The sequence below is a fragment of the Acinetobacter sp. YH01010 genome, from assembly GCF_013420775.1.
GTDB lineage: Bacteria > Pseudomonadota > Gammaproteobacteria > Pseudomonadales > Moraxellaceae > Acinetobacter > Acinetobacter amyesii.
In genome coordinates this window covers 58,611-82,312 of sequence record NZ_VOYF01000002.1, presented here as the reverse complement: position 1 = coordinate 82,312, position 23,702 = coordinate 58,611, and the positions used below count along the sequence as shown (strand labels likewise).

Here is a 23,702-nt window from a genome sequence, read left to right as displayed (position 1 = left end):
CAATAATCCGTACAACTTCCCAACAATATTCCCAAATATTTCAACTTAAAAGATCGACTTCAAGGTGTCATTGAAGCCCGACCATGCACGTTTTACCCGATTCAATACTGAAAGTTTTTCCGTATCTTCTGGCTCAACGATCGTATCTTGTGTTTCACTTTGACTGAAAATTAACAGACCTGCGGCAGTCGCGTATTGTGAACGACGTAAAGCGGCTTGCTGTTGATCATCAGCATACACTTGCATAGGTGGATTACCTAAATGTGCAGAAACACCTAACATCCGACGCGCAAATGTCACCATCCCTTCAATTTGGCAGGCATCACCTGTGAGTACAACACCATGGTATAAACCATGAATCGCACCATGATCCACCAACTCATTACGCACTTGATTAAAGATTTCTTCATAGCGCGCAATAATGATTTCGGTCAGTTCAATACGGCTAATGGTTTGTGGACCATCAATACCTTGGAATTGAATCATACTTTCAGGTTTAACCACTTTCAGGTCAACACAACCATACAACAGCTTAATACGTTCAGCTTCTTCTGTTGTGGTTTGCAATACAGCAGCAATATCACGCGTTACATGCTCACCGCCACGTTGCAAAGTGTGTGTCATCGCCAAGCGACCATCTAAATACACCGCAATATTGGTCGTACCAGCACCAATATCAACCAAGCACACACCATATTCTTTTTCATCTTTAAGCAAACTGGCTTCAGCAGTTGCTAATGATGAAATGACCATGCGTTCAACACCAATATTGGCACCTTTTAATGCACGATCCAAATTCTGCATGGTGCTGATTGGCAACATCATCAAATGATAATGTCCTGTCATACTCCGTGCTGACATGCGAATCGGGTTTAACACCCATTCAGGTTCATCATCTAGTTCAAAACCTAAAGGTACAGCACTCACCAAATAATGGTCAGACGTTAAATGACTGGCTTTGGCCAGTTCTAAAGCACGCACCACTTCATTGGTGGTAATCGCATGGTCATTATTTTCAATTGGAGTACGACCAGAGGCATAAAAACTTTTTAGTTCAGCACTGGGAATGGAAATCCACGCAGAATGTACACGACATTCCGCCATATCTTCCGCTTCCTGCACTGCATTTTTAATTGCGGTAACAACTTTATCGAGACTGACAATTTTCCCTTTATTCATGCCGCGGTTACGAGCGGTCGCCATCCCTACCACTTGGATATTGTCTGGCGCGTGTACCTTACCAATCAAAACTGAAACTTTGTGTGTCCCAATGTCAATCGCAACAACCGAGGGAACAGCTTCATTCATTATTTACTACTACCATTCACATGTTTGTTTAATTTATGGCTTAAAGCCTCTACTTATAAAGCCGATCATTATGGCTTTACAGGCGCTGCATTCGCAATGCCTATGTCATCACTGGTTACAACAAACTGACCATTTACCGACTTTGCTGGCACAGAGTTTTTCCATTGAATCGCTAAACCATTTCGGTAGCGCAAATCGATGGCAGAAATTCGTGGCCAAACAGGTTTTAAGTCACTGTGTGCGAGATAACTTAAACGCTGCAACTTACTCATGGTCTGATCTTGATCGACAATCACGCGTAAGCCTGAATCAAACTGCATAAACCAAGTCATTCGTTCGGTTAAATATAATTCTTTTAAACGAATGCCAACAGACATAAATAATTGATTAATTTCATTATAGCGACGCATCATCATTTTGGACTGACTCGTCGGCCCATGCAATAACGGTAAATTCTGATGATTGGTCGGGGTTAATTCGGCAAATACATCACCACTGTCGCTTAACAGTCGCCCAGTTCCCCAACGTGCAATCGCTTGACGCGGCATCACCCGTACACGAATTGCATTTGGCCAAGCACGCGATACCACCACGCGATCGACCCAAGAGATTTCTAAAGTACGGTCACGAATGACACGTAAATCAGAGGTAAAATAGTTTTCAGTCATCATCGGTGAAACGTATGATATGACTTGTTGTTTTTCTTGGGCGCTCCGCACACCCACCACATCAAGTTCAGCCACACGTGCATCCGTCATGACTTTATATAGCCCCCAAATTCCGGCAATCAAGACCACACATGCAATAAACAACAACAGCCATCCACCCACATTGGTAAGCTTTTCCTTACGTGTCGGTGGTTTGTCATGTATCGATGTCGTTGCTGCACGTTTACGGCGCATAGACGCAGGAAGTTGAGCCATAATTTAGTGTGCCGCACCTGTTAGGGTTTGTTCCAAAATCGCGACACAAAGATCATCAAAACTATAACCTACGGCATTGGCCGCTTTTGGCACTAGAGAATGACTGGTCATACCCGGAACAGTATTTACCTCAAGTAACCAGAAGTTTCCTTCTGCATCCTGCATCGCGTCAATACGGCCCCAACCACTCGCACCTACCGCTTGGAAAGCGCGTAAAGATAAAGCTTGTAGACGCTTTTCTTCATCTTCAGTCAAGCCACATGGAATACCATATTGCACATCGTTACGGTTATATTTCGCTTCGTAATCGTAAAAAGCCACATCTGCAGGCGGTTCTAAACGAATCACCGGTAATGCCTGACCATTTAAAATCACAATGGTAAATTCACGTCCGGTAATCCATTTTTCAGCCATCACAACTGCATCATGCTGGGTCGCTTTTGCAATTGCGGTTGCAAAGTCTTCAATTTTTTCAACTTTGCTCATACCAATGCTTGAGCCTTCATGCACCGGCTTAATGATAAATGGCAAACCAATTGAATCTACAATTTCTTGTAAATCTGAATCTTTGCTGACAATACGATAAGGTGCTGTCGGTAGTTCTGAACCTTGCCAAACTTGTTTAGTTTTGACTTTATCCATACCAATCGCTGAGCCTTGAACGCCCGTTCCAGTGTACGGAATGTTTAACCATTCCAAAGTACCCTGAATTTGACCATCTTCACCACCACGGCCATGAAGTACGATAAATGCACGGTCATAAGCCACCAACTCAGTCACACTGCGTTGCTGCGGATCAAATGCTTCGGCATTTACACCCGAACGCACCAATGCTTCAAGTACAGCTTTACCACTATCGAGAGAAACCTCACGTTCGGCAGATTTCCCACCTAATAACACGGCAACTTTGCCGAATTTTGAAGCATTTGACACGTTTATATCCTTAAACTTTTATCTACGGTCTAAACAAACTTTGGATCACCAAGCGGTGATCATTTTACATAGAGATTGTTTTGAGCAAGTTCGATTGAGATTGCTCCAACATTACCTGCGCCCTGTGTTAATAACAAGTCATTTGCTTGTAACACTTTTTTCATTACTGCTTGTAAGTTGCCTTCTACTGGATCGATGAGAATCGGCTCAACCTCACCACGGAGACGAATGCTTCGAGCCAACGCACGACTATCCGCACCCACAATTGGTTTTTCACCTGCAGGATAAACTTCTAATAACAACAGTTGATCGACTTGAGACAAGACATCGACGAAGTCATCAAAACAGTCACGCGTACGGCTAAAACGATGTGGCTGGAACATCATCACCAAACGACGATCTGGATGACTTGCACGTGCAGCTTTAATGGTCGCTTCCACTTCTTTTGGATGGTGACCATAGTCATCGACCAATTTCACCAAGCCATCTTCAACTTCAAATTCGCCTTGGACTTGGAAACGACGACCTACGCCACTGAAGCTTTCTAAGGCACGTGCAATCGCAGCATCAGAAACGCCTTCATCCGTTGCAATACCAATTGCTGCCAAGGCATTTAAGATATTATGCAGACCCGGCAAGTTAATGGTTAAACGTAACGGCTCACGGTCTTTACGCAAAACTGTAAAGTGTGATTGCATGCCTTCTTGAGCCACATCAACGGCACGAATGTCGTTGTCTTCATTGAAACCATACGTCACGACAGGACGACCAATACGCGGCATAATTTCACGGATGTTGGCATCATCACCACACATCACAGCTAAACCGTAAAATGGAAGGCGCTGTAAGAATTGTACGAAGGTATCTTTCAATACATCGAAGCTACCGCCATAGGTATCCATATGGTCAGCATCGATATTGGTGACAATCGTTGCCATTGGCTGTAAGTGTAGGAATGACGCATCTGACTCGTCCGCTTCTGCCACGATATAACGACTTGCACCCAATGCAGCATTCACACCAGTACGATTTAACAAACCACCAATGACATAAGTTGGATCCAGATTTTCTTCTGCCAACATGCAGGTCACAAGACTGGTTGTCGTGGTCTTACCATGCGTCCCAGCAACGGCAATACCATGACGGTAACGCATTAATTCACCCAACATTTCTGCACGACGTACAACAGGTGTACGGGTTTCAATCGCCGCTTTCACTTCTGGGTTTTCAGAATCAATGGCTGTTGATACCACGATTACATTGGCGCCTTGAATATTTTCAGCAGCATGACCGATGAAAACTTGAATGCCGTTTTCTTCAAGCTGAGCCGTAGTTTTCGACGCTTTAATATCTGAACCTGAAACTTTATAGCCTTGGTTTTTCAATACTTCGGCAATACCGCACATGCCCGCACCACCAATCCCAATAAAATGGATGTGTTTAATACGGCGCATTTCTGGCACTTTAATGAGCTTTTTCGCTTGATCGGCAGGCGTTGATGGAGACATAGATTACTCGAATTTTACAAATCTTGAATTAAACCAACCACGTGCTGTGTCGCATCGGGTTGTGCCTGTTGTCGAGCCTTAACCGCCATTTCCATAAGTCGTTGGCGATTCATCAGCGGCTTCAACAACGCTGTTAAACTTTCTGCGGTCATGTCCGCTTGTGGGCAAATTTTTGCGGCATTGATATTGGCCAAGAACCCTGCATTTGCAGTTTGATGGTCATCCACTGCACTTGGCAGAGGAACAAACACGGCTGCTACACCTGCTGTCGCAATTTCAGTGACGGTTAGCGCACCAGCACGGCAGATAATCAAATCCGCTGCAGAATAGGCTGCTGCCATATCTTCAATAAACGGCTGAACTTCAACTTGCATATGTTCAGGTGCATTTGCATAACGAGCCAATGTGCTTTCAGCGTTATTTTGACCACACTGGTGATATACACTGAGTGGCTGTTCTAATTGCTGCAAGGCTGCCGGCACACATTCATTTAAGGCACGTGCGCCCAGTGAGCCACCCACAATTAAAACCCGTAATGGCAACCCAGCTTTTTCACGCTCTTGGTAACGCCATGACGGATTTAAAATTTCTGTAATTTCTTTACGTACAGGATTCCCTGTGGTTACGATTTTATCTTGTGCTGGAAAGGTATTTGGAAATGCCTGACAAACAATTTTGGCCACACGTGACAACTGCGTATTGGTAAAACCTGCCACCGCATTTTGTTCATGGATAATGACTGGAATGCCCAATGCACGAGCTGCCAAGCCACCCGGCCCAGCCACATACCCCCCAAAGCCTGCAACTGCATCGACTTTGAGTTGTTTCATATAACGCATGGCACTCAATGTAGCTTTGAGAATTTTAAATGGTGCCATCAGCTTACGCACGACTCCATTGCCGCGTACGCCTTGGATATCAATTTGATAAATTGGAATATTATGATTTTTAAGCAGGCGATTTTCCATGCCTGTTGGCGTTGCGAGCCAAGAAACTTCACAGCCTTGTTGTTGCAACTCTTTGGCAACAGCGAGCGCTGGAAAGACGTGACCACCGGTTCCGGCAGCCATCATCATGACATGTTTCGGCTTTACTTGCGTTACTTCGGTCACTGTCTAATTCTTCAATTCTAAAAAGAGGCTAATGATATTCGATTTTAAGCAAACAATTGTAATCACAAACGCATGACCGTGAAAGGTAATTTACTTTTTTTCAACAGGCGTATGATTGTTTTTTTCTACTATTTTAAAAGTTTAAACTAGTTTTATTATTAATCTATGAGAATTGAAAAAAAATCAGACAATTTTTCACTTTAATTGCATTCACTTACATTTTTTTTTGCTTTTTAAGCTCCCCTCCCCTTAGCGCAGGACAAAAAAGAGCCCGTGAAGGACTCTTTTAAATCTAGTGCAAAATTAAGCTTTTAAACCTGTCTCAAGGACATCAAATAAATCATCGGCAATCGAGGTGCCAAATTGCGCATCAATTTCACGTACGCAGGTCGGACTGGTGACATTGATTTCAGTCACGTAATTACCAATCACATCCAAACCAACAAAGACCAAACCTTTTTCACGAAGGAATGGTCCGACTTTGGCTGCAATGGCTTTATCATTTTCGGTCAATGGACGCGCCTCGCCCAAACCACCTGCCGCCAAGTTGCCACGCACTTCACCATTTTGCGGAATACGCGCCAAACAATATGGTACGGGTTCGCCATTGATCATCAAAATACGTTTGTCACCATCCACAATTTCAGGGATGTATCGCTGCGCCATAATCGGCTGTGTGCCGTTATTGGTCAGGATTTCAATGGTTGAACCGATATTAACGCCATCTTGGTATAAACGGAAAATGCCCATGCCGCCCATGCCGTCTAATGGCTTCACAATCACATCACCATGTTCTTGTAAAAATTCACGAATCAGACTTTGTTGTGAAGTCACCAAGGTCGGTACTTGAAGTTCAGGAAATTGCGTCGCAAACAATTTTTCATTGCAGTCACGTAGACTTTGTGGCTTGTTAATAATCCATGCGCCTTCGCGTTCAGCCTGTTCCAAAATATAGGTGGTATAGACAAAGTTCATGTCAAACGGCGGATCTTTACGCATCAAAACCACGTCATAAGCAGCAATTGATTCTTTTTGTTTTTCGCCGAGTTCGTAATAGTGGTTGTAATCTTCAAAAACTTTTAGCGGAGAAATCAAACCAAAGGCTTTGCCTTGATCGATATATAAATCTTGCTGTAATGCATAGCCTAGCTCATGTCCACGACGTGCTGCTGCCCATAGCATCGCCATTGAGGTATCTTTTTTTAGGTTTACATTTTCGATGGGATCCATCACAACAAGTACACGCATTATTCAGTGCTCTGTTCATTATCAATTTATGAATGAGTATAGCCGAGATTTTTCTTTTGTTTATTCTGATTTTGCATGTGTATGTATGGATTCGTGTGATGCAGGCGATAATTCGATATATTTCTATCATCGGCCTTATCTCCATAAAGGAAATAAGCTGTGAAAATATTATGGCGTTAAGCCTGCGTAAATCGATGCCAAACCTCGATACAGATATTCATCACACCTACATCTCACTCATCACTATTTTTGGTAAAAAAACACGTGCTTTTAATTTTTTTTTAGCTATTGTGTTAATTATTGTAAATCAAGAAATAGAATTAATTAATGATCAACATTGAGCAGATGGCTATCATTCTTGATGCTTTGCCAGACCCTGCTTTTGTCATATCGCGTAGTGGAAAATACGTTGCGGTTTTTGGTGGACGCGATAATCGCTATTACCATGATGGTTCCGGTCTTGTTGGTACCTATATTTCAGATGTGATCAAGCCAGATAAAGCCAACTTGTTTATGCAACTGATCGGCCAAGCTCTAGCATCAGGAAATCTACTCATCGAAGAGTACGAATTGCGCAATAGGGATGTAAAAGGTCTGCCCGATTATGGTCCTGAAGAGCCCATTTGGTTTGAAGTGCGCATCCAAGCCCTCAGTTTTTCGGTAGATGAAGAAGACGTTGTACTTTGGGTCGCAAGTAATATTTCAGCGCGTCACAACTTGGAAATCAAGCTGAAGGAACTCAGCCATACAGATCAGTTAACCGGTCTTTTCAATCGAAGAAAATTAGAGCATGACTTAGCATTACATTATGAGTCATACCTACGACATTCCATACAGACCTCGATCTTGATGTTCGATCTTGATAACCTCAAAAAAATCAACGACAGCAAAGGCCATCATGTCGGTGATGAGGCAATCCGAGCAGTCGCAGATATTCTTCGTTTAACGCTGCGCAAGACCGATTGCGCCTGCCGCTTAGGTGGAGATGAATTTGTAGTCGCATTACCCAACACGGGCTGCGAGCAGGCCATCCAGTTTGCCAAACGGATTCATGAACATTCCAGAAAAGAATTAAGTCGTTTTTCAATAGATAACGCGCATGTCACCGTGAGCATAGGAGTTACAACCATCATGCCTGAAGATTGTACCTACGAAGATACAATTAAGCGTGCTGATCTAGCGCTGTATAAAGCCAAACATGGCGGGAAAAATAGAATTGTCGCGGCCTAAGCGTGCGGCAGAAATAAACCAAATTTCACAGTTTATTTAACAATTTGATATTCAAACCGTTGTAATTATTCAAGATGAGCTCTCTTCCCTTTTCAACATAAGTTCAGTTTAGATAGGTGTCCGATATGCAGCAAGCCATTGTTGATTTTGCCTTGGATGATGAAAATCATTGGTATGCCATTTTAGCCTGCGGCCACACGCAGCATGTGCGGCATGATCCGCCTTGGCAAAACCGTCCTTGGGTGATGACTGAACAAGGACGGAAAGAAAAGTTAGGGATAATGTTGAAATGTAAGAAGTGTGATAAAGAGGGTTTCGTATAAGAGATTTTATGTTAAATAGCCCCTTAGTCTGGGGCTATTTTTTTGAAATTTTGTATAAGCTGTATTATGTTAATTTTAGAAGAACTATAAAGTGTAAAAAAAAATCTTATTTTTTTGAGTTTGTTACATCACGGGCGATAGCAACACTTCCTTGAACATGACCATCATTATCTTTAATTAAAGAAAAACTCATTTCTACATAGAGTCTTTTATCTATATCTTTATGAAGTGCTTTCGTTAAAGTTGGTTTGCCCGATAGTCTAAGATTTCCATTTTGGATAGCAATGTTAAAACCATGCCAATGAGCTTTACGAGCACGTTCAGGAATTATGATATCAAGGCTTTGTCCAAGTGCTTCATCTTTGGAAAATCCAAATAATTGGCTAGCCGCATCATTCCAACGTTGAATATTACCGTGATTATCAGCATAAATTAATGCATCACTAGTTTGCTCTATAATGAATTCGGCAAGTTCCTTATGACTCATTTTATAACTCCTTTTAATGAAAACTTTTCTTTCTGGTTGATTGCACAGTAGCCCCATTTAGAGTAGTTAGGAATACTAGATGTTCTATTACTACTATCAAAAATAAGGCTATCTTAAAAATAAGTTATTTAACTAATGTTTAAATGTATTTTGAATACATCTTTGTGTTTTTTTTAATATAATACTTCTACTAACTAATGTTCCATTCCCTCAGGGTTAGTATTTTTTAAGTAAAAGTTGGCGCAAAACGACACCAGTTAGTTCATTTCGGTGGGCTAGCTGTTTTTATAAAAATTTTATTTTCCATTATTTTACCTAAAATAAAAAAAGACAGCTTATCCTATCCCTTGAGTATCAGCGATCCAATCACCAAGTGCGGTACCAAGTGTTTGAGAGAACACAATGGTTAGCCATTAAAAAACTTCACTTTTAGGCGATTGGATATAATGTACAGAAATTGATCCACTGCTGTAGTACAAAGATGACAAAGAGATAATCAATAAACTTAATAAAATTAAACTACCACCCAGATATACGAAATAAAAAAGGGAGTTTATAACTCCCTTTTTTTATTGATGATTTTTACGTTCATTTAGCATTGCTTCACGTAGAATTTTGTTCATACGTGTTTGATAGCCTTTACCTTGTGATTTCAACCATGCGAGTACATCAGCATCTAGACGAACTGAAGTCTGTTGCTTCACTGGACGATAAAATTGCCCATGACGAACTGCATTACTCCAGTCGGTGATTTCGGGAATATCAGACAGGTCTAATTGATTATCAGACACAGTTCCCTTAGCAAGCAAGCGTTTAATTTCAGCATCTTGCTTGTCACTGAAGTTTTCATTCAGCTCTTCGCGTGTATATCTAACCATGCTCATATTGATTGCGCTCCGCTTTGGTTACTTGTCTTGCACTAATGATTCGTATGATTTCACAGTCATCTTCATCAAAGATGGTATGAGCAACTAATAACATCAGTACTCCTTTGACCTTACCAATGGTTTGCCAACGCTCTTCCCCATTGGTATGTCTGTCTAGGATTGAGATCCGTAGAGGATCTTCAAATATAAGGCTTGCAGTTTCAAAAGAGATATCATGCTTTTTCTGATTCTTTCGATTCTTAGCCTCATCCCATTCGAAATACTGTTCCATAAAAAACATTCAAATTTGTATATACAATAATGTATCACAAAATTGTATCACTCAAGCTGAAAAGCGTAATTTTTAGTCAGATTTATTGGCAAGAACTATCAAAACTGTTCATAAAAAAACCGACTTGTTTCCAAGTCGGTTGAACGAGAACGTTCCAGAGGGTATGAATAACGATAAGATACTGATCTTAAAGTAATATTAAAAACGCATTTCGTATAAGCTCTATTATGTTAAATAAGAAAATTAGTAATTTATTTCTTATATTATTTATAGGCAGTATTATTAACCCACAATCCTAGCTTCGTAATAAAGCAAGTATAATCATCCTCAACGTCAAAGCTGTAAGTTTTTAATCGGAATGTCTCTGAGAGAATGTGAACACTTTCACCATTAACACATATTGGACTAGGTACATTATCATCACCTATACATTCGATAGGTCCTTCTAAGCCATATTTGATAAAAGTAAAATATTCAACATTTTCAATATCAAAACCTTTTTTATCCGCATTAAATATATTGCTAGGATGGTAACTTCCAGCCACATTTTCCATACTTGTTTTTCGTAATGGATTCACCATAAAAACAAGACCAATGATTTCTTGATCAGATGTTTCTATAGCTTGACCGTTCTTCAACTCATCCAAGCGCGTCCATCCAATATTCTTAACCCAGAATGTCTGATTAGACCTCAGCATATTACTGACCATTTTTCCTTTGCGAGAAAGTTGCAATAATTTGCTTTTATTTAATTTTGATAAATCTGTATTTGCTTTAATTTGGAAATAGGTTAGCTCCCAAATCTCACTATTCTCACAAGTAGATATTCTTATAACAGGTTTATAGCATAACTCTCCGTCACCATTTTTTGGCTTTGACAGTACTAAATCTCCGACTTTAATGTTCTGAATGGCGATTAAACCTTTGTCTGTATTTATACGTGTTCCAGCAGGAAAACCAGCCCCTGAATTAAGATATGAGTCCATAAGTCTCTCTTATATTTTTAATTTGATGATTAGTGAGCTTTCCTAAAATTAACATAATACGCGTTATGCGAAATTAGAAAAATGAGTTTATTGCACTGATATTTATCTGTTTTTTAAATTTTAGACCTGGGTTGGTGCCCAGGTTTTTTTATTGCGTATAACAGCCATTATGTTAAATGGGGAACTATTTAGTTAGTTTTTGAGGTGATGGAGCAGAGTTCCATGTACCTAATAAGCGCCAAATTGCACTATCTATCTCTTGCCATTTGTCCCAATTATTTAAATTCGTTTCCCACTGAACCCATATACCGCCATATTTATTGGGCTCATAACTCTCTCCTCTAATTTGAACAAATCGATTATCTACCGTATTTTCTAAAGCAACTACATCCAATAAAACACCAACAACATCCTGTTCTTTGGATTTCCCATAACAACCATAGAAATTATCAGCCACTTTTTTTGGGTAACAAGTCAGACCATATTTTTCAAATTTTGAATTTTTCTTAAAAAATTCTTTCCTTTGTAAAAATGTCTTATATGTGTCTAATTTCTCAGCTCGCATATCTATGGTAAGACCTTCGATCCTGACTCTCACTTGGTCATCATGATCAGGTAAATAGCCATCTGTTGCTTGAAAATCTAAATTGCTTAATTTTAAATCAAACTGTAATTGTCGATTCGAATCAGGCATCGGCAAACTGTCAGCTTCTTGTTGTGCAATAGGTTCAAATTTTTCAGGTGTATAATCAATTGGAAATTGACCTAAATAGTGTTCTCGTGCAGGTCTATAAAACTCATAATCAAATTGATCAGGTATATGTTCTCGTCTCAGTCCAAGTTTCGCTTTAACTATCAATTGTGGATTCTGTTTCCATGTCACTAGATCTCCTTCCTGAGGAATATATGATTTTTCTTTAGGTGTACATCCTATAAGAAAAACCAAACATAAAGAGACCATTACTTTGTGCTGCATTATTTTTTCTCTTTAATAGAGTTTATTTTTTAAATCTGAATCAGTTTAGTTTCTCTAAAATTAACATAATACACGTTATACGAAGTCAAAAAATGGGAGCTATAAGCTCCCATTTTTAGTCTTTAATGCGCTTTTTAGCTTCGTCATAAACTATGCTATCAGCTCGTTTCCCGACTGTGATGAGCAAGATAACTACCTGATCATCTTTAACTTGATAGACAAGTCTGACACCAGCTTTTAATAATTTAATTTTATAGCAACCTGCAAGATCGCCTCTCAGCATATTCTTTGGAATATGTGGCTGCTCTATGACTTTGGCTAGTTTCTTCTTAAATTGATCCCGTATAGCAACAGGGAGTTTTTCCCATTCTGCTGTAAAGTCCTTGTGACGTAAAAGCTTATAAGTCATCTAATGTGACTTCCTCAAACATCTCTTTAGGGTCATTAATGCGCTTACGGACAAGAGCTAACAATTCTTCATCTTCTTCTGAAAGCAAAGCTTTTTTGACAGGTAGTTTCCCAGTCGTAGCAACATACTCAAGAATACTAGTAAAGAAATCTGTAGGTGCAATACCTTGTTCTTTAAGGATGGAATAGGATTTTTTTTTAAGGGCTTCATCGACCCTGAAGTTAACAGTAGCCATCATATCTCCCAGTTATTTAATGTACTAGGAGTACTGTAATGCAAATTGCATTACAAGTCGACTTCGTATAACCGCCATTATGTTAAATCGCATATAAAAAAAATTGACATAAATTAAATTTTATACAATTATATTGCACACAATATATTATTTGAAGGTAATTAAAATGAGTAATCTTTATTCTACCCAAGTTAAAGCAATCGGTGGACGTTCAGGGAATATTCGTAGTGAAGATGGTATCTTAGAACTAAAATTAGCTTTGCCAAAAGAATTAGGTGGTCGAGGTGATGCAACGAATCCTGAGCAATTATTTGCAGCTGGCTATGCTGCATGCTTTGGAAATGCCGTGATCCATGTAACTCGTAGCAATAAAGAACATAAAATCCGTGATAACGATGTAGAAGTCCTGAGTACTGTTGGCATGGTTGCTAATGGCAATGGTGGATTTTCCTTAACAGTACACTTAGATGTCACTCTTTCAGGTATTTCACAAGCTGATGCAGAGAAGATCGTGGAACAAACGCATCAAGTATGTCCTTATTCCAACGCTATTCGAGGTAATATACAGGTATCGACCACTGTCTATACCAAATAAAAAGCTATGTCCAAGAATCAGCTTTGCCTAGATGAGCAACTATGTTTTCCTATTTATGCTGCATCTAATTTAATCGTAAAAGCTTATCGCCCTTTTCTTACACCTCTCGGACTCACTTATCCTCAATATTTAGTGATGTTGGTTTTGTGGGAAAAAGAATGTGTAAGTGTGGGTGATCTTGGACAAATTTTACATCTTGATAGTGGGACACTAACGCCCTTACTAAAAAGAATGGAAAAGTCTGAACTTATTAATCGATCACGTGATCCTAATGATGAAAGAAGAGTCCTTATTTCATTAAAAGAAAAGGGTCGAGAGCTACGAGCTGCCGCAGAAATGATTCCTAAAGAGCTGACTCAAAGTATTCAACTTGAAAATTTAAATAAACTAAAAGAAGAATTAAAGTCATTGGTTAAAGTGTTATCAGAGAAAATTTAAGAAATCTTATTATCTGGTGATATGAGTCACTATGATTCTGAAAATTAATTAATTTTTCTAAAATTAACATAATACACCTTATACGAAATGCTCTTTTTTATTTCTTATAATTCATACCTTTATCGTATAGCAAAAAGCCCAACCATCTCCTGTTGGGCTTTTTTTAATGATTTTTCACGTTCAGCGTATTACATTTGATCAATATTCCACGTTAGTGTTTAGCTTGACTAAACACTGCTATGCTCAAAAACAAATGAAAAAATAAGCTTCCGCTTCCTTTTTAACAACCTTAAAATCTAAAAAATCTTAGATCCCATATTTCACACGGTACGCTTCCATTTTCGCTAAAGCTTCAGTTTCACCTTTAGCCTCTAAGAACGTCATCAAATCTTTCATTGTAATTAAAGCATGAACTGGAATTTCGAGTTCTTTTTGCACTTCTTGAATCGCAGACAAATCGCCCTGACCTTTTTCTTGACGGTCTAGCGCCACCAATACGCCCGCAATTTGTGCACCGGCATTTTTCAGAATAGTTACTACTTCACGAATCGCTGTACCCGCAGTGATCACATCATCAATGATCCAGACTTTTTTGCCTTCAACAGACGCACCGACCAATACACCGCCTTCGCCATGGTCTTTCGCTTCTTTACGGTTAAAGCCCCAAGGTACGCTCACACCATGGTTTTGTGACAGTGCGACAGCCGTAGCTGCTACAAATGGAATACCTTTATAAGCTGGGCCAAAGACCACTTCCACATTATCGCATTGTGTTAATTTAGCTGCATAGCCAGAAGCCAATAATGATAAGGCTTCACCATCGTTCAGTAGACCTGCATTAAAAAAATAAGGACTCACACGACCCGATTTTAAAGTAAACTCACCAAATTTAAGCACACCACGTGATAATGCGAGTTCGATAAAAGCTTGTGGATTAAATGCCGCTTGCGCTGTCATGAGGTGCTCCATTTTTTTAAGTTTGAGGTTAAACCTGAGCATGATACCAAAGAGTAGCTATCCAAGTGATCAAAAAATTTTACGTGTCGTTTCAATTAATGTGAATGGTCTGCGTTCCGCTGAAAAAAAAGGTATTTTTGACTGGATGGCAACTTCAGATGCCGATGTCATCTGCATGCAAGAAAGCCGCATTACCCATGAACAATGGACCGATAAATTTAAACCCGAAGGTTGGTTTACACACCTTTTCCCTGCAGAACGTCCAGGCTATGCCGGTACTGCGATTTATAGCCGCCTACCTTTTGTTTCAGTGACAGATGGTTTAGGTTTTGAATTGGCAGACACTCAAGGCCGCTTTATTTCTGCTGAGTTCGATTTAGGACTTGGACAAACTGCACATATTTGTTCGCTCTACCTGCCTTCTGGTTCATCGGGTGAAGAAGCTCAGGCGCGCAAAGACCTATTTTTAGGCGAATATCAACAAATTTTGAAGCAATGGCGTGCTGAAAATAAGTCAGTGATTGTTTGCGGTGACTACAACATCGTACACAAACGTATTGATATTAAAAATTGGTCTGGGAACCAAAAGGCTTCAGGCTGCTTACCACATGAACGTGCATGGCTCGATCATATTTATGATGAGCTTGGCTATGTCGACACCTTCCGTGAGGTACGTAAAGAAGCCGAGCTTTACTCTTGGTGGTCTAACCGAGGACAAGCGCGTGCCAAAAATGTGGGTTGGCGTATCGACTACCATGCATGTTCACCAGACTGGAAAGAACGTACAGTCAATGCTTGGATATTTAAAGATGAATGGTTTAGCGACCACGCCCCTGTGATTATTGATTATAAAATTTAAGCTGCCAACAATTAATTGAGTGAACGATTGTTTACTCAATTAGAGCTTATTTCTCACATTACATGACGAATTTGTGGATTTATCTCATAACTTGAACATAGCATTATGGTCGCACGGCAAAGGGACATGTCAGGATGACATAAAAGGATTGGACGCCGAAGGAAGTATAAAAACAAACTAAATGATTTAGCTTGTTTTCAAGGATGTGACAATGGACGTTGGATTGAGACCCGCATGATCAGGATGATTAAATGCGGGTTTTCTCTTATCTAGTCCCCACATCTATAGACTCAAACATCCCCCAAATAAAACAGCTAAAAATTCGATCTGCACAGCATTTTCTTATTCTCGCTTTCTTTCTACTTTTGACTGTGCAACCTTAAGCTGAATTTTCTTGTTATTGCATCGCTTTCTTTTCTGAGCATCGTTTTGTTCTGTAGGCTATTCTAAAAGACCAAAATGTCGTTTTGATGACAATACCCAATATTTATTACATGCGACTTTTACAGCAAAACATTTATTTCTCAATCCACATCCAGATCGAGCTTTGAGCATTGATGAATTAGCCTGTAGGATAATGCTGAATTGTATTTTTATCTTATTGTTTGAATAATTGAGGACACCTGTTCATGCTTAAAATTTATGGCATCAAAAACTGTAATACCATGAAAAAAGCTTTCGACTTGCTCAACGAATTAGGCCTAAGCTACGAATTTCATGACTATAAAAAACAAGCGATTGATGCTAAAACCGTAAAAAAATGGCTTAATGCCAAAGGCGCTGATGTGATTCTCAACAAAAAAGGCACCACATGGAAAAAACTCAGTGAAGAAGAGCAACAGACAGCGTTAGCCAGTGAAGAAAATTTGATTCAATGTTTAATAGCGCATAGCAGCATGATTAAACGTCCTGTACTCGATACAGGTAGCGATTTATTGGTTGGCTTTGATGAAAGCGCTTACCGTGCATTGAAATAAATTTTTTTATCACACTCATGCACGACTCTAGTTCAATTGTGGCTGAAAATAGGCTATAAAAAAGCCTGACATTGTCAGGCTTTTTTTGTTTGAATCATGTCAAATTAGTTGGCACGAATCCATGTTTGATTACGACCTAAAGCAGCAACGCCAATAAAGCCGCGAAGCTCTAGTTTTTTGCCACCATCAGCCAATTGACCTTTTAACTTGTAAGTTTTACCTGATTGAGGATCCAAAATTGATCCGTTTTCATAGCTTGTACCACCTACATTTTTAAGACCTGTCACAATACGTAAGCCTTTTAATGATTTATTGTGATATGGGCCTTCACATTTTTTACAAGCGTTCTCTTCACCTGGTGTCAAAACTGACTGAATGCTCGCAGAAAGCGTACCATTTTTTTGCTCAGTGAATTTTACAATCGCTTTTGGCTGCTTGGTTTTATCATCAATGGTTTTCCAAGTTGTACCATTTAGCGGATCTGCAGCATTTGCAAATGCGGCTAAACTCATCAATCCTAATGCTAGTGCAATTTTTTTCATTTTTGTTTATTTCCCTGGTCTGATATAGACGACATTAGTATCCAAAAGTCACAACAATTTATCAATTTTTGTATGTGACCGTTTAGTGTAACCTTGTAATTTGTGTTGGTAAATATGCTCACACGATTCCAAAAATAGAAAAAGATGGAAAGACAATGAAGATATCGCCACTGACGAAACAACTGATTACAGAAAGCATTTTAAAAACCACAATTCGTGGGCCGAGCCAATTCAATTTACCGCCCAATACTTTAAGGTTTGCTTTGGAACAAATGTGTCGTGCATTTCCCCAAAACCCGGATGTACAAATTCGTCCTATTCGCTTAGCCGGCTTAAAAGCCGAAGAAATCAAACCTCAACAGGCATCGACCCAACTCATTTTTCATATTCATGGGGGCGCATTTTTCTTGGGTTCGATGAACACGCATCGGGCGTTTCTGACTCAAGTTGCGGCACGCACGCAAATGCAAGTGTTACATTTGGATTATCCTTTATCCCCAGAAGCACAGTTCCCTGAAGCACTCGATGCCCTTTTTGATGTGTATGCGGTGTTATTAGATCAAGGGGTTCAAGCCAAAGATATTATTTTGTCAGGCGACTCTTGTGGTGCAAACTTGGCGCTTGCCTTAGCCCTTAAAATTCAACAGCACCAACTTCCACAAGTCAGTGGTTTGGTGTTGATGTCACCGTTTTTAGACCTGACGCTGAGCAGTGAGTCTTTGCGTTATAACCGTAAGCATGATGCGCTGTTAAGCATAGAAGCCCTTGAAACAGGCATTGATTATTATGTACCCCGCTCGGTCGATCGAGCTGATCCATTGGTCTCGCCTTTTTTTGCAGAGCTCAAAGGACTACCTCCGATTCATATTCAAGTGGGTTCTAAAGAAATTTTATTGGATGATGCGCAGCGTTTTAAAGTCAAAGCAGAAGAAGCCGGCCTAGATGTCGAATTCAAGTTATACACTGGCATGTGGCATAACTTCCAAATGTTTAGCCCATGGTTTGAAGAAGGACAGCGTGCGCTAAGTGATTTAGCCGATTTTGCACATCGACTGGATCAGGATTAATCGTTGAAAAATAATCCCTGAAATGCATCAAAGTCACCATAAAAAAAGGTCAGCAGATGCTGACCTAAGAGGGAAATGTCAATCTGTTAAATGGCTTGAATTTGAGCCTGAGCTGTCGCCATTGCCTGTGCTTTCATATCTGGTCCCATATTGACACCTTCGGCACGAATCACATCAATATCGCTGACACCTGTGAAATTAAACACGGCTTTTAATAAACCTTCTTGATAATCTACAGGGCTGTTATCGCCATACACACCGCCACGACTGCTGGCAATATAGACTTTTTTGTCACCTGCCAAACCCACTGGACCTTGTTCTGTATATTTAAAGGTACGACCTGCAACACTGATACGGTCAATCCATGCTTTCAAAGTTGATGGCAAACCGAAGTTATACATAGCAGCACCAACCACAACCACATCGGCATCTAAATACTGTTGTAACAACTGCTCGCCTAAAGCCGATTGTTCTGCATTTTGACCCATCAAAATTTCACTGCTGAGATGTGGAATCTGCTGTACTGCTAAATCGAGATATTGAACCTGTGCCGCATCACCATGTTTTTGCTGTAGCTGTTGTACAATTTCAGCGCTGAGTTGACGTGAAACTGAAGCGTCGCCCATGATGCTTGAATCAATATGCAAAATTTTCATGACTAAAACCTAAAGCTGTTGTTATTAACTTGAGCCTAGTGTAATCACTTTTCATAAATAGAATAATCCCGATCCTTATGACACTATGTTTTATTTTTAGAACAATCTTTTTGAACTCGTAAAAAATTTAAAATTACTGAGCGGTTCTTGACCGTTATCAAGTGTAAATTTTCATGCTAATGTAAGCCTATAAAATGATATCTATATAAACTTTAAGAAAAAAACTGATAACTCGAACAGGGCAAAGACACAGGATGACGGTGAAATCAAGCATACGTGACATGATCCTTCGCAATAGAATCGCCCATTATTTACTGGAAGATGAAGTGGTGATGAATTGGAGTATCCTGAAAAAGTGTATGCTCATGCTGATGCTTGGCTCAGCCATTCATCTGCTTTGGATTATTTGGAAATTATATATTTCTTTTACACCTGAACTTTGGCAGTGGGTTAACCTTGATCTCATCCACTCTCAATTGTGGACCAACATCGTCTTTTTTAGCTTAATGGTGCTATTGATTTGGCCTTGCTATGCTGGAAAAGAAAACCCAAAAATTCAGCTTGTTTTACCTTATCTTTCGGTCGGCTTATTCGTCATTTCTTTATGTCGTGATGGTTATTTAATTGGTGTCATGAGCCCAGCCACCATGATCTCCTACGTGAGCCTTGTGACCGTTGGATTGGTGCTATTTACACGAAAAATCGTCTATAGCATGCTGATTCCAGCCACGATTTTTTTATCTATTTGCATGTATTTAAGTATTCGCGGCATTATTCCCTATGCCCCGATTTTTCAACCTCATGCCTATGGCTATCAAAATAGTTTTTGGCTCTTCTCAATGATCTTTTTCATTGTTCCTATTTTATTAACCTGTCTGGCTTTATTTGAAATCTTACTGAGCCAATGGCGTCACCGTGAGCATTTGATTCAAAAACTCAGTCAAGTCGACCCACTGACCAATTTATTTAATCGACGCAGTATCAATCAGTGTTTGGAACAGCTCGATAGTGCTAAAACAGATACATATGCACTGGTCTTATTGGACTTAGACCATTTCAAACGCATCAATGATGAATATGGACACGATAAAGGCGATGAAACCTTGATTCTCGTCAGCCAAGTATTAAACCAACATTTACGCGGTAGTGATGTAGTTGGGCGTTTTGGCGGGGAAGAGTTTATTTTGGTGTTAAAAAATTCCAACTTAGAACAAGCGATATTCATTGCAGAGCGCTGTCGAAAAGCCATTGAGCAGCTTGAAATTTGGGGGCATGATGGTCAGTCAATTCATGTGACAGCCAGTTTTGGCATTGCCATTTCTACGCCAGAATTGGTACCGCAACAATTGCTGACCCATGCTGATCAGGCGCTATATGCAGCTAAAGCTGGTGGTCGTAACATGGTGATGGCCTACACTGAACAACAAAGCTTTAGCCATTTGGTTTAAAACTTTTATATAGATCAGACGTGGCGTTGAGCTTTTAACGTGGATACTGTTCCATACGACGGACTGGCTGTTCCTGTTGAGCAGCCGTGATCCATGCCACCACAGAAGGATGCTGTAAAATCTTTTGCATATAACGCTGTGTGTTGTCACTTACAGGTAACTGAAAGGTCTGTAAACGTGTCACCACGGGTGCAAAAAACGCATCGGCAATACTAAATTCACCGCATAGAAAGCCATCCACCGCAGCACGACTCGACCAAATCTGTTCGATTCGCGCTACTTCAGCACGCAATTCGTCATGTTCAGACCATAATATCTGACCATGACGACCATAATCCGCCTGCAGATTCATACTGCATAAGCTACGCAATTGCATAAAACTACTGTGCATTTCCGCGCAAATACTCCGTGCCCATGCACGTTGTGTGGCATCTTTGGGCCACAACGGGAGTTCTTGAAACTGCTCTGCCAAATATTCACAAATCGCCAATGAGTCCCAAATCATCACACCGTCATGTTGCAGCAGGGGCACCTTGCCATTGGCATGTAGGGCTAACATTTGTTGCTTGAATGCTCCGCCATCTGCTTCTTCAGAAAACGGAATCAAGATCTCTTGAAAGGGTAAATTAAACGCGTGTAACACCAACCACGGTCGCATAGACCACGTCGAATAGTTTTTATTGGCAATATATAATTGCATCATTTTTATTCTCCACGCGATTTAAATTTTTCCAATTGCGCTAACAATTCTTTCTCGCTAAATGCGCCCGTCAAGCGCAGTCCACGTATCTCTTGATGCGCTGTATCTAAAAATAAATAGGTCGGTGGCCCTAAAATATCCCATTGATTGAGCAGTACTTGATGGGTTGCATCATACTGACTCAAATCCAACTTAATTAAGTAATACGGTGCCAAAGCCTGTTGCACTACTGTCGATTTTAAAACTTTATGTTCAATCGGCTGGCAGGCCACACACCAATCGGCATAGACATCAATAATTGCGGATTGACCTTGAGGAATTTCACTTAATAAACGTTGAAACTCTTCCGCTGTATGTGCCACATGCCAAGCACTTTGTTGTTGATTTTCTTCGACTAAAAAACGTTGGCTGTGTTGATATTGACTGTACACAATATAAGGTACAGCTGCACAGAACACCAAGATATACAACCATTTGAGCTGAGTACTGCGCCATAAAATGCGCCAAAGCACATAAGCGCTAAACACCAGCCCCAGAGCAAGGGATAACCACTGTAACCAAGCTTCACTGATCAATGGTCGAATAAAATACAAAGCCAATGCCAACATGATGAAAGCAAAGAGCACCTTGATTTGATTCATCCACAAACCTGCTTTAGGCAAGACCCGTGAGCCAAGGACACTGGCCAACAATAGCGGCGTCCCCATGCCAAAGCCGAGAGTAAATAACAATAACGCACCTTGCCACTGACTTTGGGTTTGGGAAATAAATAATAATGCGCCTGCCAACGGTGCTGTCATACAAGGACCGACCAGTAATGCTGAAATCATCCCCATGACCCCAGCGCCAACGAGACTACCGCCCTTTTGCATCGACTGAGCTTGGTCTAAGCGATTGACCCAACTGCGTGGCAATTTCAGTTCAAATAAACCAAATAAATTCAGGGCAAAAACCACAAAGAGTACGCTAAAGGCAATTAAGGTCGAGGGTTGTTGCAACCAACGCTGGAAATTCAAACCTGCAGACGACGCCACCAAGCCGAGAATGGCATACACCATCGCCATACTGGTGACAAAAGTCAGTGCAATCATCCATGCTTTTAAACCTCGGCTGTCGCGGACAATCAGTGAGGTTAAAATCGGCAGCATTGGCAATGAACAAGGGGTAAAAGCCAGCAAAAAACCCAGGCCAAAAAACAGCAAAAGTCCATAAAATATAGAGCTTTGCGCTAATTTTTTAGACCACATTTGGTCGCTTGCGGTATAGCGTTCAGAAGCCAGTGCAGCATTATCTGCCCTCTGCTGATCTAAACGATTCGCCGTAGGCTGTTCAGCATTATTTTCTGCTGCAAAGTCGAGTAAACGTTTGCTTGGAGTGGCTAGATTTTGCTGTGTGACCAAACCAGAAGCATCCGTTTCAAAGCTGATGCTCTGTGGTGGATAACACACCCGATCCTTGGCACAGCCTTGCCAACTGACTTGATAAGTCTGCAGTTTTTGAGTTGGAATTTTAAAACTCAACTGTTGGTAATACACCTGCGTATGACCATAGTTATCGTCTTTTAAATCCTCAGCAGCAGGCAAATCCAAAGCCAAAACTTGATTGCCCTGCTTCACCTCTATTTTGTGCTGATACAGATAATAATGCGCTGGAATATCCCAACTCAGCTCCGCCTGATCTGCACGATCGGAGACGACCGAGAAAGGAAAAGCATCTTCAGCTGAAAGTAATGCATCCTGAGCAGAGACGCCCATACTGAACGACAGCACAGCCGCTGCCGCAACATAAGTCCATTGTTTCATTCAGCTGAATTCATCCTCAGTCTGTATTTATACGTTTTAAAATTTAGGGTTCTTTTAGAACAGGTAAGATACGCCCAAACCGGACTGATAATTTTTATGACCGCCGGTGAGTTCTAGACCGACGCTCGCATCCAACTGCATACGATCCGAAACGGCATACGTCAGACCTGAAGCCAAAGACACTTCCTGATCGGTACTCTCTGCTTTGCGATAAACCAGCTCAGAAAAGCCCGATAAATTACCCGCAATGTGATATTCCATTCCCGGAATTGCACTCACAGCCCAATCACCATCTTGAACCTCATAACGCATGGTCATTGAAGTCCCAATTGTATCGCTATAATCATAAGCCACGGCTGAAGTCAGACTATAAATGTCATCTTCAGCACTAAAGCCTTCATTACCTGTCGCAATAATAGCTTCAGCAAGAATAGCCATCGACAATTTCTCATCATTCAAATCAATAGCTTTTTTCAGGCCAATGCTGACATCACCCAAACCATCATCTTCAACTGAGCGACCCGCAACTTTGGTTTTAGACCATGCAGGACCTTGCCAACCCAATTGCAATTCCAAATCTTTTGCCAAACCAGTACGGAATAACATGTCTGCATTTAAAGTGGTGTTTTTTACTTTTTCACCATTTTCATCACGACTTTCACTATAGCTCGCTGCTGGCAAACTTTGTTCCCATGCCAAACGACCTACAGGGGTAATGCCTGTGCCCATACCCGCGCCCGGACGATCAAATGAAAAATCTGCCGCAAATGCAGACAGGCTCAAACTGGATAATGTTGCAATGCTTAAAACTTTAAATACAGTCAT

At 40.5% G+C, this 23,702-nt stretch carries 28 protein-coding genes and 1 pseudogene; 9 read left to right on the top strand and 20 right to left on the bottom strand.

What is annotated here, in order from left to right:
• Nucleotides 1-45 precede the first annotated feature (45 nt).
• The 6 genes from ftsA to gshB all read right to left on the bottom strand — a co-directional run bounded on the left by ftsA (nt 46) and on the right by gshB (nt 7,032).
• Nucleotides 46-1,308 (bottom strand): cell division protein FtsA, encoded by a 1,263-nt coding sequence (gene ftsA, locus FTT77_RS02160; protein WP_111884462.1) that lies wholly within the window; start codon nt 1,306-1,308, stop codon nt 46-48.
• A 68-nt stretch (nt 1,309-1,376) separates the two neighbouring features.
• A complete protein-coding gene (locus FTT77_RS02155; protein ID WP_180108857.1) occupies nt 1,377-2,231 on the bottom strand; it encodes a cell division protein FtsQ/DivIB in 855 nt (284 codons plus the stop codon).
• 3 nt (nt 2,232-2,234) lie between these two features.
• Nucleotides 2,235-3,164, bottom strand: coding sequence for a D-alanine--D-alanine ligase (locus FTT77_RS02150; RefSeq protein ID WP_078193219.1), 930 nt, complete (start codon nt 3,162-3,164; stop codon nt 2,235-2,237).
• A 59-nt stretch (nt 3,165-3,223) separates the two neighbouring features.
• Complete coding sequence (murC, locus tag FTT77_RS02145; RefSeq protein ID WP_078190576.1) at nt 3,224-4,672, bottom strand: UDP-N-acetylmuramate--L-alanine ligase; 1,449 nt, start codon at nt 4,670-4,672, stop codon at nt 3,224-3,226.
• Between the two features lie 14 nt (nt 4,673-4,686).
• Nucleotides 4,687-5,784 carry an undecaprenyldiphospho-muramoylpentapeptide beta-N-acetylglucosaminyltransferase gene (gene murG, locus FTT77_RS02140; protein WP_168379398.1) on the bottom strand — a complete coding sequence of 366 codons (1,098 nt, stop codon included), beginning with the start codon at nt 5,782-5,784 and terminating at the stop codon, nt 4,687-4,689.
• A gap of 303 nt (nt 5,785-6,087) precedes the next feature.
• Nucleotides 6,088-7,032 (bottom strand): glutathione synthase, encoded by a 945-nt coding sequence (gshB, locus tag FTT77_RS02135; RefSeq protein ID WP_180024622.1) that lies wholly within the window; start codon nt 7,030-7,032, stop codon nt 6,088-6,090.
• A gap of 98 nt (nt 7,033-7,130) precedes the next feature.
• On the opposite strand from gshB, the gene FTT77_RS02130 reads away from it, so the two are divergent.
• The 3 genes from FTT77_RS02130 to FTT77_RS02120 all read left to right on the top strand — a co-directional run bounded on the left by FTT77_RS02130 (nt 7,131) and on the right by FTT77_RS02120 (nt 8,585).
• Entirely contained in the window at nt 7,131-7,373 is a 243-nt protein-coding gene (locus FTT77_RS02130) for a hypothetical protein (RefSeq protein WP_180108858.1), read from the top strand.
• The gene (locus FTT77_RS02125) at nt 7,360-8,262 is read left to right on the top strand and encodes a sensor domain-containing diguanylate cyclase (RefSeq protein WP_180108859.1); all 903 of its coding nucleotides are present in this window, start codon (nt 7,360-7,362) and stop codon (nt 8,260-8,262) included. The genes FTT77_RS02130 and FTT77_RS02125 overlap by 14 nt, the downstream gene beginning before the upstream one ends.
• Before the next feature lie 125 nt (nt 8,263-8,387).
• Nucleotides 8,388-8,585 (top strand): DUF3565 domain-containing protein, encoded by a 198-nt coding sequence (locus FTT77_RS02120; RefSeq protein WP_180108860.1) that lies wholly within the window; start codon nt 8,388-8,390, stop codon nt 8,583-8,585.
• Between the two features lie 106 nt (nt 8,586-8,691).
• Here the strand turns inward: FTT77_RS02120 and FTT77_RS02115 are convergent, their stop codons facing one another.
• From FTT77_RS02115 to FTT77_RS02085, 8 genes and pseudogenes are all read right to left on the bottom strand, one after another.
• Nucleotides 8,692-9,072 carry a PAS domain S-box protein gene (locus FTT77_RS02115; RefSeq protein WP_107010194.1) on the bottom strand — a complete coding sequence of 127 codons (381 nt, stop codon included), beginning with the start codon at nt 9,070-9,072 and terminating at the stop codon, nt 8,692-8,694.
• 338 nt (nt 9,073-9,410) lie between these two features.
• Nucleotides 9,411-9,605, bottom strand: a pseudogene (locus tag FTT77_RS17335) (hypothetical protein); the annotation flags it as partial.
• Between the two features lie 36 nt (nt 9,606-9,641).
• Entirely contained in the window at nt 9,642-9,956 is a 315-nt protein-coding gene (locus FTT77_RS02110) for a BrnA antitoxin family protein (protein ID WP_107010193.1), read from the bottom strand.
• Nucleotides 9,943-10,230, bottom strand: coding sequence for a BrnT family toxin (locus FTT77_RS02105; protein WP_180108861.1), 288 nt, complete (start codon nt 10,228-10,230; stop codon nt 9,943-9,945). Before FTT77_RS02105 ends, FTT77_RS02110 begins: the two co-directional genes overlap by 14 nt.
• 263 nt (nt 10,231-10,493) lie before the next feature.
• Nucleotides 10,494-11,216 (bottom strand): hypothetical protein, encoded by a 723-nt coding sequence (locus tag FTT77_RS02100; protein ID WP_180108862.1) that lies wholly within the window; start codon nt 11,214-11,216, stop codon nt 10,494-10,496.
• A gap of 184 nt (nt 11,217-11,400) precedes the next feature.
• Nucleotides 11,401-12,192 carry a hypothetical protein gene (locus FTT77_RS02095; protein WP_180108863.1) on the bottom strand — a complete coding sequence of 264 codons (792 nt, stop codon included), beginning with the start codon at nt 12,190-12,192 and terminating at the stop codon, nt 11,401-11,403.
• A gap of 115 nt (nt 12,193-12,307) precedes the next feature.
• The gene (locus tag FTT77_RS02090; RefSeq protein ID WP_000221358.1) at nt 12,308-12,601 is read right to left on the bottom strand and encodes a type II toxin-antitoxin system RelE/ParE family toxin; all 294 of its coding nucleotides are present in this window, start codon (nt 12,599-12,601) and stop codon (nt 12,308-12,310) included.
• Complete coding sequence (locus FTT77_RS02085) at nt 12,591-12,836, bottom strand: type II toxin-antitoxin system RelB/DinJ family antitoxin (RefSeq protein ID WP_180108864.1); 246 nt, start codon at nt 12,834-12,836, stop codon at nt 12,591-12,593. The genes FTT77_RS02090 and FTT77_RS02085 overlap by 11 nt, the downstream gene beginning before the upstream one ends.
• A 166-nt stretch (nt 12,837-13,002) precedes the next feature.
• On the opposite strand from FTT77_RS02085, the gene FTT77_RS02080 reads away from it, so the two are divergent.
• Nucleotides 13,003-13,431 (top strand): organic hydroperoxide resistance protein, encoded by a 429-nt coding sequence (locus tag FTT77_RS02080; protein ID WP_005108699.1) that lies wholly within the window; start codon nt 13,003-13,005, stop codon nt 13,429-13,431.
• Nucleotides 13,432-13,437: 6 nt separating this feature from the next.
• Entirely contained in the window at nt 13,438-13,869 is a 432-nt protein-coding gene (locus FTT77_RS02075; protein ID WP_005108698.1) for a MarR family winged helix-turn-helix transcriptional regulator, read from the top strand.
• A 306-nt stretch (nt 13,870-14,175) separates the two neighbouring features.
• Here the strand turns inward: FTT77_RS02075 and pyrE are convergent, their stop codons facing one another.
• Complete coding sequence (gene pyrE / locus FTT77_RS02070) at nt 14,176-14,826, bottom strand: orotate phosphoribosyltransferase (protein ID WP_111885133.1); 651 nt, start codon at nt 14,824-14,826, stop codon at nt 14,176-14,178.
• 40 nt (nt 14,827-14,866) lie between these two features.
• Between pyrE and FTT77_RS02065 the strand changes: the two genes are divergently transcribed.
• A complete protein-coding gene (locus tag FTT77_RS02065) occupies nt 14,867-15,685 on the top strand; it encodes an exodeoxyribonuclease III (protein WP_078193225.1) in 819 nt (272 codons plus the stop codon).
• Nucleotides 15,686-16,314: 629 nt separating this feature from the next.
• Nucleotides 16,315-16,662 (top strand): Spx/MgsR family RNA polymerase-binding regulatory protein, encoded by a 348-nt coding sequence (locus FTT77_RS02060; RefSeq protein WP_180108865.1) that lies wholly within the window; start codon nt 16,315-16,317, stop codon nt 16,660-16,662.
• Between the two features lie 104 nt (nt 16,663-16,766).
• Here the strand turns inward: FTT77_RS02060 and FTT77_RS02055 are convergent, their stop codons facing one another.
• Nucleotides 16,767-17,204: a DUF2147 domain-containing protein gene (locus FTT77_RS02055; protein ID WP_180024632.1), complete on the bottom strand. Its 438-nt coding sequence runs from the start codon at nt 17,202-17,204 to the stop codon at nt 16,767-16,769.
• 155 nt (nt 17,205-17,359) lie between these two features.
• On the opposite strand from FTT77_RS02055, the gene FTT77_RS02050 reads away from it, so the two are divergent.
• Nucleotides 17,360-18,271, top strand: coding sequence for an alpha/beta hydrolase (locus tag FTT77_RS02050; RefSeq protein ID WP_180108866.1), 912 nt, complete (start codon nt 17,360-17,362; stop codon nt 18,269-18,271).
• Nucleotides 18,272-18,357: 86 nt separating this feature from the next.
• Here the strand turns inward: FTT77_RS02050 and FTT77_RS02045 are convergent, their stop codons facing one another.
• The gene (locus FTT77_RS02045) at nt 18,358-18,927 is read right to left on the bottom strand and encodes an FMN-dependent NADH-azoreductase (RefSeq protein WP_180078552.1); all 570 of its coding nucleotides are present in this window, start codon (nt 18,925-18,927) and stop codon (nt 18,358-18,360) included.
• A 254-nt stretch (nt 18,928-19,181) separates the two neighbouring features.
• Here FTT77_RS02045 and FTT77_RS02040 point away from each other — a divergent pair, with 254 nt between their 5' ends.
• On the top strand, nt 19,182-20,375 hold the full coding sequence (locus tag FTT77_RS02040; protein ID WP_180108867.1) for a GGDEF domain-containing protein: 1,194 nt from the start codon (nt 19,182-19,184) through the stop codon (nt 20,373-20,375).
• A gap of 34 nt (nt 20,376-20,409) precedes the next feature.
• Here FTT77_RS02040 and FTT77_RS02035 read toward each other — a convergent pair whose 3' ends face one another.
• Genes FTT77_RS02035 through FTT77_RS02025 form a run of 3 tightly spaced genes read right to left on the bottom strand, consistent with a single transcriptional unit; the run spans nt 20,410 to nt 23,702 of the window.
• The gene (locus tag FTT77_RS02035; RefSeq protein WP_180108868.1) at nt 20,410-21,078 is read right to left on the bottom strand and encodes a glutathione S-transferase family protein; all 669 of its coding nucleotides are present in this window, start codon (nt 21,076-21,078) and stop codon (nt 20,410-20,412) included.
• A gap of 2 nt (nt 21,079-21,080) precedes the next feature.
• Entirely contained in the window at nt 21,081-22,877 is a 1,797-nt protein-coding gene (gene dsbD / locus FTT77_RS02030; RefSeq protein WP_180108869.1) for a protein-disulfide reductase DsbD, read from the bottom strand.
• A 54-nt stretch (nt 22,878-22,931) separates the two neighbouring features.
• The gene (locus FTT77_RS02025) at nt 22,932-23,702 is read right to left on the bottom strand and encodes a transporter (protein WP_168379690.1); all 771 of its coding nucleotides are present in this window, start codon (nt 23,700-23,702) and stop codon (nt 22,932-22,934) included.

Excerpts from the sequence above, each read along its gene's own strand:
- ftsA (WP_111884462.1), bottom strand. The coding sequence starts at position 1,308 with ATGAATGAAGCTGTTCCCTCGGTTGTTGCGATTGACATTGGGACACAC.
- FTT77_RS02155 (WP_180108857.1), bottom strand. The coding sequence starts at position 2,231 with ATGGCTCAACTTCCTGCGTCTATGCGCCGTAAACGTGCAGCAACGACA.
- murC (WP_078190576.1), bottom strand. The coding sequence starts at position 4,672 with ATGTCTCCATCAACGCCTGCCGATCAAGCGAAAAAGCTCATTAAAGTG.
- gshB (WP_180024622.1), bottom strand. The coding sequence starts at position 7,032 with ATGCGTGTACTTGTTGTGATGGATCCCATCGAAAATGTAAACCTAAAA.
- FTT77_RS02130 (WP_180108858.1), top strand. The coding sequence starts at position 7,131 with ATGCAGGCGATAATTCGATATATTTCTATCATCGGCCTTATCTCCATA.
- FTT77_RS02125 (WP_180108859.1), top strand. The coding sequence starts at position 7,360 with ATGATCAACATTGAGCAGATGGCTATCATTCTTGATGCTTTGCCAGAC.
- FTT77_RS02120 (WP_180108860.1), top strand. The coding sequence starts at position 8,388 with ATGCAGCAAGCCATTGTTGATTTTGCCTTGGATGATGAAAATCATTGG.
- FTT77_RS02115 (WP_107010194.1), bottom strand. The coding sequence starts at position 9,072 with ATGAGTCATAAGGAACTTGCCGAATTCATTATAGAGCAAACTAGTGAT.
- FTT77_RS02110 (WP_107010193.1), bottom strand. The coding sequence starts at position 9,956 with ATGAGCATGGTTAGATATACACGCGAAGAGCTGAATGAAAACTTCAGT.
- FTT77_RS02105 (WP_180108861.1), bottom strand. The coding sequence starts at position 10,230 with ATGGAACAGTATTTCGAATGGGATGAGGCTAAGAATCGAAAGAATCAG.
- FTT77_RS02100 (WP_180108862.1), bottom strand. The coding sequence starts at position 11,216 with ATGGACTCATATCTTAATTCAGGGGCTGGTTTTCCTGCTGGAACACGT.
- FTT77_RS02095 (WP_180108863.1), bottom strand. The coding sequence starts at position 12,192 with ATGCAGCACAAAGTAATGGTCTCTTTATGTTTGGTTTTTCTTATAGGA.
- FTT77_RS02090 (WP_000221358.1), bottom strand. The coding sequence starts at position 12,601 with ATGACTTATAAGCTTTTACGTCACAAGGACTTTACAGCAGAATGGGAA.
- FTT77_RS02085 (WP_180108864.1), bottom strand. The coding sequence starts at position 12,836 with ATGGCTACTGTTAACTTCAGGGTCGATGAAGCCCTTAAAAAAAAATCC.
- FTT77_RS02080 (WP_005108699.1), top strand. The coding sequence starts at position 13,003 with ATGAGTAATCTTTATTCTACCCAAGTTAAAGCAATCGGTGGACGTTCA.
- FTT77_RS02075 (WP_005108698.1), top strand. The coding sequence starts at position 13,438 with ATGTCCAAGAATCAGCTTTGCCTAGATGAGCAACTATGTTTTCCTATT.
- pyrE (WP_111885133.1), bottom strand. The coding sequence starts at position 14,826 with ATGACAGCGCAAGCGGCATTTAATCCACAAGCTTTTATCGAACTCGCA.
- FTT77_RS02065 (WP_078193225.1), top strand. The coding sequence starts at position 14,867 with ATGATACCAAAGAGTAGCTATCCAAGTGATCAAAAAATTTTACGTGTC.
- FTT77_RS02060 (WP_180108865.1), top strand. The coding sequence starts at position 16,315 with ATGCTTAAAATTTATGGCATCAAAAACTGTAATACCATGAAAAAAGCT.
- FTT77_RS02055 (WP_180024632.1), bottom strand. The coding sequence starts at position 17,204 with ATGAAAAAAATTGCACTAGCATTAGGATTGATGAGTTTAGCCGCATTT.
- FTT77_RS02050 (WP_180108866.1), top strand. The coding sequence starts at position 17,360 with ATGAAGATATCGCCACTGACGAAACAACTGATTACAGAAAGCATTTTA.
- FTT77_RS02045 (WP_180078552.1), bottom strand. The coding sequence starts at position 18,927 with ATGAAAATTTTGCATATTGATTCAAGCATCATGGGCGACGCTTCAGTT.
- FTT77_RS02040 (WP_180108867.1), top strand. The coding sequence starts at position 19,182 with ATGACGGTGAAATCAAGCATACGTGACATGATCCTTCGCAATAGAATC.
- FTT77_RS02035 (WP_180108868.1), bottom strand. The coding sequence starts at position 21,078 with ATGATGCAATTATATATTGCCAATAAAAACTATTCGACGTGGTCTATG.
- dsbD (WP_180108869.1), bottom strand. The coding sequence starts at position 22,877 with ATGAAACAATGGACTTATGTTGCGGCAGCGGCTGTGCTGTCGTTCAGT.
- FTT77_RS02025 (WP_168379690.1), bottom strand. The coding sequence starts at position 23,702 with ATGACTGTATTTAAAGTTTTAAGCATTGCAACATTATCCAGTTTGAGC.